The sequence below is a fragment of the Zhongshania sp. genome (assembly GCF_041623545.1).
Classification (GTDB): domain Bacteria; phylum Pseudomonadota; class Gammaproteobacteria; order Pseudomonadales; family Spongiibacteraceae; genus Spongiibacter.
Genome location: NZ_JBFJWS010000116.1, coordinates 1 through 9255, shown reverse-complemented (window position 1 = coordinate 9255; position 9255 = coordinate 1). Strand labels below are relative to the sequence as shown.

General features: G+C 51.6%; 8 protein-coding genes. 6 read left to right on the top strand and 2 right to left on the bottom strand.

The features are described 5' to 3' along the window. The coding region (locus tag ABYT30_RS11345; RefSeq protein ID WP_373096538.1) for an SDR family NAD(P)-dependent oxidoreductase at positions 1 to 894 on the top strand (894 nt) is incomplete at its 5' end. An 11-nt stretch (positions 895 to 905) separates the two neighbouring features. Continuing rightward, entirely contained in the window at positions 906 to 1358 is a 453-nt protein-coding gene (locus tag ABYT30_RS11340; protein ID WP_373077562.1) for a PaaI family thioesterase, read from the top strand. A gap of 44 nt (positions 1359 to 1402) precedes the next feature. Here the strand turns inward: ABYT30_RS11340 and ABYT30_RS11335 are convergent, their stop codons facing one another. Beyond that, positions 1403 to 2029, bottom strand: a complete 627-nt coding sequence (locus ABYT30_RS11335) for a carboxymuconolactone decarboxylase family protein (RefSeq protein ID WP_373096536.1) — start codon at positions 2027 to 2029, stop codon at positions 1403 to 1405. A gap of 152 nt (positions 2030 to 2181) precedes the next feature. On the opposite strand from ABYT30_RS11335, the gene ABYT30_RS11330 reads away from it, so the two are divergent. Then, entirely contained in the window at positions 2182 to 2682 is a 501-nt protein-coding gene (locus ABYT30_RS11330) for a nuclear transport factor 2 family protein (RefSeq protein WP_373077557.1), read from the top strand. A 20-nt stretch (positions 2683 to 2702) separates the two neighbouring features. Here ABYT30_RS11330 and ABYT30_RS11325 read toward each other — a convergent pair whose 3' ends face one another. After that, positions 2703 to 3959 (bottom strand): MFS transporter, encoded by a 1257-nt coding sequence (locus ABYT30_RS11325; RefSeq protein ID WP_373096534.1) that lies wholly within the window; start codon positions 3957 to 3959, stop codon positions 2703 to 2705. A gap of 247 nt (positions 3960 to 4206) precedes the next feature. On the opposite strand from ABYT30_RS11325, the gene ABYT30_RS11320 reads away from it, so the two are divergent. From ABYT30_RS11320 to ABYT30_RS11310, 3 genes are all read left to right on the top strand, one after another. Further along, the gene (locus ABYT30_RS11320; RefSeq protein ID WP_373077552.1) at positions 4207 to 6072 is read left to right on the top strand and encodes a flavin-containing monooxygenase; all 1866 of its coding nucleotides are present in this window, start codon (positions 4207 to 4209) and stop codon (positions 6070 to 6072) included. Positions 6073 to 6169: 97 nt separating this feature from the next. Further along, a complete protein-coding gene (locus ABYT30_RS11315; protein ID WP_373096532.1) occupies positions 6170 to 7564 on the top strand; it encodes an aromatic ring-hydroxylating dioxygenase subunit alpha in 1395 nt (464 codons plus the stop codon). 72 nt (positions 7565 to 7636) lie between these two features. Beyond that, a partial coding sequence (locus ABYT30_RS11310) for a thiamine pyrophosphate-binding protein (RefSeq protein ID WP_373096530.1) occupies positions 7637 to 9255 on the top strand: 1619 nt, incomplete at its 3' end.

Here is a 9255-nt window from a genome sequence, read left to right as displayed (position 1 = left end):
CGCGTCGCGGTAATCACCGGTGCGGGTCGCGGCTTGGGGCGCAGTTATGCCTTATTGCTTGCGTCGCGGGGCGCAAAAATAATTGTTAACGATCCCGGCGTGGGTATGAAGGGTGACGGTACTGACGCCGGCCCAGCGCAAGAGGTTGTGCAGGAAATTATTGCGGCAGGGGGCGAGGCGGTCGCCTGTACCGAGTCGGTGGCAACCGCCGAGGGTGGCAAAGCAATCATTGACTGCGCTATAGAAAATTACGGCCGTGTTGATATCGTAATCCATAACGCTGGTATTGTGCGGCGTGCGATGCTGGATGAAATTAGTTACGACGATTTTGAGAGCGTCTTAGATGTGCATTTGCGGGGCGGCTTCCATGTCGTGCGCCCAGCGTTTCCCCATATGAAAAAAGCCGGCTATGGCCGAATCGTGATGACGGGCTCAATTAACGGCCTGTACGGCAACGTCGGCGCAGTTAATTACAGCATGGCAAAGGCCGGCTTAATCGGTCTGTCTAATGTTGCGGCATTAGAAGGCGCAGAATTTGGCATCAAGAGTAATGTTATTCTTCCTGCGGCAGTTACCCGAATGTCTGAAGGTGTTGATACCAGCGCGTTCCCGCCAATGGACCCAGAACTTGTTGCACCAGCAGTGGCGTGGTTGGCCCACGAGTCCTGCTCGGTGAGCGGCGAGATGCTGGCCTCAGCGGCGGGTCGGGTGGCGCGGGCCTACGCGGCAGAAACCCCCGGTGTATATCAGCCAAGTTGGACGGTAGAGCAAATCGGCGAGCAAATTGACGCGATTCGCAATACTAATGAGCCACTTATTTTCCCGCCGGTACCCACAGGGCATTTAGACCATCTGCGCTTCAGCTTTAAGATGGCGTCAGAATCTAAATCGTGATGGTTAAGTAAATGAGTTCAGATAATAGTAAGAGTCCACCATTAACCGCAGAGTCTGCCGGTACTGCGCCGCCGGAATGGACGCGCCGCGAAATGAAAGGTATTCCCGCGTCCATGGGTGCCTTGTGGACTCGCCGCGGCGACGATGGTGCCTGGTGTTATGGTGTGCAGCTCGACGAAAGTCATCACAATGCGCAGGGCTTTGTGCACGGCGGCGTGCTAATGAGTTTTATGGATCACGGATTGTCGCTGCGAGTGTGGGAGGCCTCGGGGCGAGCGCACTGCGTTACCATTCATCTCGATAACCATTTTTTAGCGCCAGTTCGCGGTCCGGCTTTTGTTGAACTCGAGGCAACAATATTGCGGCAGGGGCGTAAGATGATGTTCGCGCGGGGTGTCTTAAAAGTCGACGGCAAAGATGTGATGGATGCAACGGGGGTGTGGAGCGTGACTGCTCCAAAATAAGTGCAGGAAGCGCGATATTTAAACACGCTTCCTGACATCGCTCGCTATTGGCTAAACATTTTACGGCGAGTCTCGTCGTCTAAAGTTGGCGAGCCAGGCTCCAGCGGAATATTAAAACTTTTAATTGCCATGGCGACAGATTCGTAACAGCCGATAAGAAATATCATGTCCATTATTTGCTGGGCGCTGTAATGCTTGCTGAGTTCGGCCATGTTTGAATCACCGATCCGGGCATCGGCATTTAATTCATCGGCAACCCGCATCAGTGTTGCATCCTGCCCGGTCCAGTCATCGGCATCTGGGCCAATTTGGGTGCGGGCAATCTCGTCGTCAAGTAGGCCCGCTCTTTTGCCCAAAATAACGTGTTGAATATATTCGTATTCACATTTACGCAGCCAGCCAATACGCAGAATTAATAGCTCGCGTTCACGGGCGCTAAGAGTACTATTAGTGGCAACGTGATTATTAAATGTTAAAAAAGCTTTGGCGAGATCGGTGTGGTGGGCCAAAGTGCCGAGAACGTAAGCGCCGCGTGCGATCTCGCCGGTTTCTTGCCAGTGCGATGATACGTATTTTAGACCGCCGGGAAATGAGCTTAGCGCGTTAACGATATTGTCGCTCCAATCGGCGGGAGGAATCGGCGCTAAACTGTACTTTTGTGTGTTACTCATTTTTTTTATCCTTGTTTTAAAATTAATAAAAGAATACTTGAGCTTGTCCTTGGCTACAAAGGAATCCATACTTTATCTTTTGCTGTAATGAAAATTTTTTTCGTAACGCGGTATGAAGTAAGAAAAATAAAATCGCAATAGGAGCATACGGAATGAACGACTTTATCATAGCCGAATCGGGTATTCGTCAGCTGCATGCGCGTTTCAGTGACGCGGTTTTTCGGCGCGATGCAGATGCATTTGTTCAGTGCTTTGCTGAGACTGGCGAATGGAAACTGGCAGCAATGCATATGCGCGGCCGAGAGGAAATTCGCAAGACCTTTGCACTGCTGTTGGGCGCTACCGAAAAAGTGCATTTGATTCTTGGTCTGCCACTGCTGGAGGTGAACGGCAATACGGCTATCGGTCGTATCTCCTGCACAGAATTTACCAAAATGCCCGACGGTAGTTCGTCGCTGGCGCTGGGTATTTACTACGACCGCTATGTCGAAGTCGATGGTCAGTGGCTGTTTCAATGGCGTCATTTTGGTTTGCAATATCGCGGTCCTATGGATATGTCGCTGGCAATGGTTGATAGCCCAGACTACGGTCCATTTCCAGGTATGCCTGAAGCCGACGAGCCGACCCTGACCCGCAGACCGGAAGCGAGTTGATATTGCGCGCGCTGTACAAATTAAATCCCTGTTTTTACAGCGTGGATTTCTAGGGCGGTGCTCGCGGTTAAGCGCCGCAAATTGGCGATAAGCAAAAGCGCGACGCAGAGCATTGATACATAGCCATAGAGGGCGACGTTGTAGCTGCCACTGGTGTCGAAGACCCAGCCGAATAGCGGGGGTGAGCTTAAAGTAAAAGGCATAATAAAAAGACTCATTAAGCCCATAATCTTACCGAGCTGATTAACACCGTATATGTGCGATAGGATCACGCTCCACACGGGCGTCGTGGCACCAGAAAACAAGCCAATGACGGCGCAGCACGCAGCAACCAAATAGAAAGTGTTAGTTTGGCTGAGGCCGATCACGCCCAAGCCAATACCGATCATGGTCATAGCCAAAACTAAATGATGATTAATGCGATCCGCTGCGGCGGCTAAGATCAGTTTGCCCGCCAAGTTTGCGCCGGAAAAAATAGAGATGAGAAGTGCGCCTTGACCGGGAGTGATACCTTTTTCACCTACCAGCTGAATAAGATTACTGATAATGGCAATGGGGCCGCTAAATAGCGCGCCCATGATCAATGCCATTGACCAAAATTTTGGGTCGCTAATCATCGCTTTATTTGAGAGTGGGGGTGCTGGGCTTGGTGTTGGCGAGGCTGTCTCGTTTGTGTCTGTGCTTAGGCTTAGCGGTGCTGGCGGATAATCTTTAACGAGCAGAGCAATCACCGGAACGGCGACGAGTAAGATAAGTCCACTGAATACCTGTAAGGCGAGGCGCCACTCCAAGCCGTCGATTAAGCCTTGTAATAAGGGTGGAAACAGCAAGCCGCCAAGTGCGCTGCCGCTGGCGGCAATACCCATCGCTAGGCCACGGTTTTGGGTAAACCAGCGAGCAAGTAGGGCTGAGGTGGCAATGGGCCCAAGTAAAATGCTGCCAGTCGCCATGAACACAGCGTAGATCACAATCACCTGATTCATTGAGCTTGTCACCGACAAGCACAGAAAGCCGCCAACGACCAAAGCAATGCCAAATAACATTAGCCTGCGAATCGAGATGCGATCTATCGCGCCGCCAAAATAAGGGCTTAGCAGACCTGATGCCAAGGAAGTGACCGTCATACCCAGCATTAGCACCATATTGCTTGGCGCAAATTCCATTTTTAACGGTGCAACCACCACGCTGTACGCTGAGAAGATACTACCCCCGCATATGGCTTGGGCGAGCATCGCTGCTACTAGCTGCCACCACGGGCTTGTTATTTTTATGCTCACAAAAATACTCCGGTACCGTTTTAACGCGAGATTTATGCCGCCACCAAAATAATGCTGCTTGTCGCTCTGAGTCGAGGTTGGCGCTAGGGAATCTCATGCTCTTTGGAGATTATTGGCCGTGATGATAGCGTAGTTTTAATATTCTTAGTAGACAGCACTGTTGATTTATAATAGCATCTTAAGCTCATAATAACATTGCTACTTAATGCCCTTTGCGCACTAGCGTTGCTTTATCAAGAGGTTGGATATGAAGTGTGAACCCACAAATGTGCCTCAGCTTGAGGAAATTGATATTCCTGCGCTGAAGGTGAAATACCGGCAAGAGCGGGATCGGCGAGTACGTCAAGAAGGGCAAAAACAATACGCAAGGCCGGCGGAAGATGTCACTCACAGCTACGCGGCCGACCCACATATGCCTGTAGTGCCACGCGACCCTGTTAATAAAGAGATTGACGTGGTGGTGCTTGGCGGCGGCTGGTCTGGAATATTGGCGGGTGTTCACCTCAAAAAGGCCGGTGTAAGTAGCTTTTGCAATATTGATCATGCGGGTGATTTTGGTGGGGTGTGGTACTGGAATCGCTACCCCGGCGTGCAGTGCGATAACGACGCCTACTGTTATCTGCCGCTGTTAGAAGAAATGGGTTATATGCCGTCTAAAAAGTTTGAAGATGGCTTTAATATTCGCGCTTATGCGCAGAGTATCGCCAAGCGCTTTGGCCTTTACGATAACGCCTTGTTTCATACCACGATTACCGCCATGCGTTGGGACGACGCAATAAAGCGTTGGTGTATTAGCACTGATCGCGGCGACACCATTCGCGCTCGCTTTGTGGTCATGGCCAATGGCTTGTTGAATATACCGAAATTACCTGCGATTCCTGGCATTAACGAATTTAAAGGCAAAATGTTCCATACCGCGCGCTGGGACTACGAGTACACTGGCGGCACCCAAGAAAATCCAGACCTAAGCAAACTGGCCAATAAGCGCGTGGCGATTATCGGTACCGGTGCTACTGCTATTCAGGCCATCCCATACCTTGGCAAACACGCTAAACAGCTTTATGTATTGCAGCGTACTCCATCCAGCGTCGATCAACGCTCAAATCCACCCACCGATCCTGAGTGGGCTAAGTCACTCGAGCCGGGCTGGCAAAAAGCGCGGCAAGACAACTTCCACCGCGCGGCGATGGAAGGCATGTTAAAGCCTGGTGAAGCAGATTTAATATGTGATTTCTGGACTGAAATTACCCGCAACCTAATGGCGGAATTAGATGCCCAAGGTTGGCCAGAATTTACCATGGAAGAGTTCATGGCTCGACGCGAAGAAATGGACTTCCGGGTTATGGAGCGTATGCGCCGCCGAGTTGACGCTGTGGTTGAAGATAAGGCCACCGCTGAAGCCCTAAAACCGTGGTATCGCTTTCCTTGTAAGCGGCCATTGTCTAACGATGACTATTTCCCAACCTTTAATCGCCCCAATGTTGAGCTGGTAGATGTATCTGCCACGCAAGGCGTTGAATGCATGACGGAAAAGGGATTCATTGCGAATGGCGTCGAATACGAAATTGACTGCATGATCTTCGCGAGCGGCTATGAGGTCACCAGTGACCTTGATCGTCGCTGGGGCTTCGACGTGGTCGAGGGCCGCAATGGCCTATCGATCTACGATTACTGGGGTGACGGCTATAAAACCCTGCACGGCACCATGAGCCACGGTTTCCCGAATCAATTTTTTGTCGGTATGTATCAGGGCGGCCTCAATGCTTCGATTCCCGAGCTGTTTAACCGCCAAGGCCACCATATAGCCTATATTATCAGTGAGGTTTTGAAGCGCGGTTTTGCTGCAGTAGAACCGAGCAAAGAAGCGCAGGATGAATGGGTTAAGCATATCCGCGAAACCGCCTTTGATGTTTCAGAGCTGCAGCGGGAATGCACGCCGAGTTACTTAAATAACGAAGGCGAGAAGCAAGTAGACAAAGACGGCAATGAAAAATACCGTTGGTATTTAGGCGAGTCGTATGGCCCTGGTTGGACGGCCTTTGAGCAATTAGTACAAGACTGGCGTGACAAAGGCGATCTTGCCGGCATGCAGCTCGAAAAAGCGCCGGAATAATATGGGCGCTAGCTGGCAAGTAAGAGCCGCAATGTTACACACTAAACCGGATGCGCTGCAGGCGCGCCGGTTTTACTTTTCATGGTGGGAGGCTTAGATGAATAAAGACAATAAAATTGCTGCGCTTAATTTAACTGACGACGATTTGTCAAAACCTTTAACCTACAACACCGAAGCTTTTTTATCCCGTGAATACGCGGCAGATGAACGGGAGATGCTGTGGGCCAAAGTGTGGCAAATGGCGGGTAGGCTAGAAGAAATACCCGAGGTCGGAAACTACCTGACCTACAACGTTGGCGACGAATCGATAGTCGTGGTGCGCATTGCCGAAGACAAACTGAAAGCCTATTACAATGTTTGTCCGCATCGCGGCCGTCAATTAGTAAACACACCGGATGATACTAACGGCGTATGCGGTAAAAAGAAAAATTTCGTCTGTGGCTTCCACGGCTGGACTTACAACTTAGAAGGCGAAAACACCAATATTCTTGATAAAGACGATTGGCAAGGCGCCCTCGAAGATAAGTCGCGAACCTGCCTGTCTGAACTCAAAGTCGATACCTGGGGTGGCTGGATCTATATCAATATGGATCCCGATAGCGAGTCTTTGCTTGAATTCCTCGGTGAAGTAGATCGCATTCTCGGCCCCTACGAGTTCGAAAAAATGCGCTTTAAATGGCGCCAGTGGGCGATTTACCCCTGCAACTGGAAAACTGCTATCGAAGCGTTTATGGAGCCTTATCACGTTTCCGGAACCCATTCCCAGTTGCTGAAATACGGCCAGTTTTACGCCTACAGCAAGCCCTATGGTTTACATGGGGTGAGCGGTTTTGACGAGCGCGATGCCAGTCAAAAGACCAGTCAAAGCACGGGTGTTACCCGCGCCGGTTTGGGCGATCCGCGTATTTCAACCTATGAGCTGGCTAAGGAAAATTACGAGACGGTCAATAAAGCGGCCTCAACCGAAACCCTGATCAATGCCGCAAGCCGCCTCCAGCACGAGCTGCCCGAGGGCACACCGGTGCAAGAGGTAATGGCGCACTGGATGAAATCAGCCAAGGCTGACGACGCCGCGCGAGGGGTAATCTGGCCGGAGTTAAAACCCGAGCAACAGGCGGAAGCGGGCTTGGCGTGGAGCTTGTTCCCGAACCAAACAATATTGCAGGGCGTGACATTTGCGCTGTGTTACCGCACCCGTCCCTATGGCGACGACCCCAATAAATGCATTTTTGAGTCTTATGCGTTGGAGCGTTTCCCCGAGGGCGAAGAGCCAAAAACCGAATGGGTTTACGCCGACCCAACCGAAGAAAATTGGGGCAAAGTATTAGCGCAGGATTTTGCCAATATGGAATGGGTGCAAAAGGGCATGAAGTCGCGAGGTTTCCGTGGTGCCTTACCCAATCCCCATCAGGAACAAAAAATCACTAATTTCCACCGTCATTTGGCGCGCTTTATGGGGCGGGACTCAATACGCTTACTCGATGAAAAATAAATACGCAAAGGAGTGAGGTTCGAGTCGTCGTAGCGCGGATCCCACGCAAAAAAAATTTGGAGACAACAGCATATGTCAGTACCGGTTTATGAACGTATCGTACATTTATTGGAAGCCGAGGGTGTTAATACCCTGTTTGGTATTCCCGATCCCGGCTTTATCCACATGGCGATGGTGGCCGAACAGCGCGGCTGGAATGTGGTTGCCCCCCATCACGAACAAGCAGGCGGCTTTATGGCCGATGCATGGTCGCGGATGACCGGTAAGCCCGGCGTTTGCTTTGGTACCCAAGGTCCCGGTATTTCGAATTTAGCGGCCGCCATGATTGTTGCCGCCAAAGAAAATTCGCCCACCATCTTCTTTGGCGGGCAGCGTTCACGCACGGCATACCAACGCGCCCGTCGTGGTCGTATTCAATTTATTGATCAAGTGGCAAATTTTAAATCGTCAATGAAGTACACGGCGATTGTTGAAGAGCCAGATCAAGTTGATGAGATTGTTCGCGAGGCTATTCGCCAGGTGACTTCCGGTAAACCGGGCCCTGTGTACATTGAACTGCCACTAAGCGTGATCCACGAGACCTACAACTGGCCGCCGATTACGCCACCAGAAAAGTACCGTCTGGTGCATCAAGCGGCTAGCGCCCCGATGGTGGACAAGGCGGTTGAACTCATTCGCGCCGCGAAAAACCCGGTACTGTTAGTTGGTCAGGGTATGTTTACGTCGCGTTCTCATAAAATTGTTGGCGAACTAGCACAGTTGATGGATTGCCCCATTCTGCAAACCTCCGGTTGCGGCATGACCATTGAAGGCATGGAAGACCGCACCTTTGCCTATGGCTTCTCACCGGCGGGTCGCGCGGCGGCGTCTGAGTCTGATCTGTGTATTGCTATCGGTACTGAATTGGGCGAGCCAACGCACATGGGCATCGGTCGCCACTGGGAGCAAAACGACGCGAATCGCAATTGGATTTACATTGAGCGCGACAGCATGGCAATGGGTGTAAACCGCCCCATTGATGTGCCCTTGGTCGGTGATTTGCGAGACATCGTGCCCCAGTTAAACGATGCGATTCGCGCCACGCCCCGCAGTGCCTCGCCAGAGTTCGAAAGCTGGAAGGTTATGCAGAAAGAATTCAAAGCGAAGCTGCTGAGCGAAGTGCCCACTGGCGGTTCGCCGGTGCATCCAGCGCGCTTTATTGTTGAGGCCACCAAGAACATACCTGAAAACGCCATATACGCGGCGGACGGTGGTTCGGTGACAATCTTCGGCTGGACTTACTCGCAATTTCAGCCCCGTGATCTGGTGTGGAACCAAAATACCGGCCACCTCGGCACGGGTTTACCCTATGCCATTGGCGCGGCGATTGCGACCGAAGGCAAACGCCCCGTCGTGTTAGTGACTGGTGACTCCTCGTTTATGTTCCATATCGCCGAGCTGGAAACCGCAGCGCGCAAAAACTTGCCGATTGTCACCATTGTCGGCTGCGACTACGCTTGGGGCTTGGAAGTGGGTTGCTGGAAGAAACAGGTTGGTCCAGACTCACCGGAGACCGAAGCGCACTGGGGTAAAGGCGTACGCTTTGACCAAATCGCCAAAGGCTTTGGCGCCGAAGGGGTATATGTTGAGCGCGAAGAGGATATCGGGCCAGCGGTTGAGCGGGCAATTGCCAGTGGCAAACCGACGGTGAT

What these genes read in the sequence shown, in the direction of transcription:
- ABYT30_RS11340 (WP_373077562.1), top strand. Translation starts at nt 906, where the DNA reads ATGAGTTCAGATAATAGTAAGAGTCCACCATTAACCGCAGAGTCTGCC.
- ABYT30_RS11330 (WP_373077557.1), top strand. Translation starts at nt 2,182, where the DNA reads ATGAACGACTTTATCATAGCCGAATCGGGTATTCGTCAGCTGCATGCG.
- ABYT30_RS11320 (WP_373077552.1), top strand. Translation starts at nt 4,207, where the DNA reads ATGAAGTGTGAACCCACAAATGTGCCTCAGCTTGAGGAAATTGATATT.
- ABYT30_RS11315 (WP_373096532.1), top strand. Translation starts at nt 6,170, where the DNA reads ATGAATAAAGACAATAAAATTGCTGCGCTTAATTTAACTGACGACGAT.
- ABYT30_RS11335 (WP_373096536.1), bottom strand. Translation starts at nt 2,029, where the DNA reads ATGAGTAACACACAAAAGTACAGTTTAGCGCCGATTCCTCCCGCCGAT.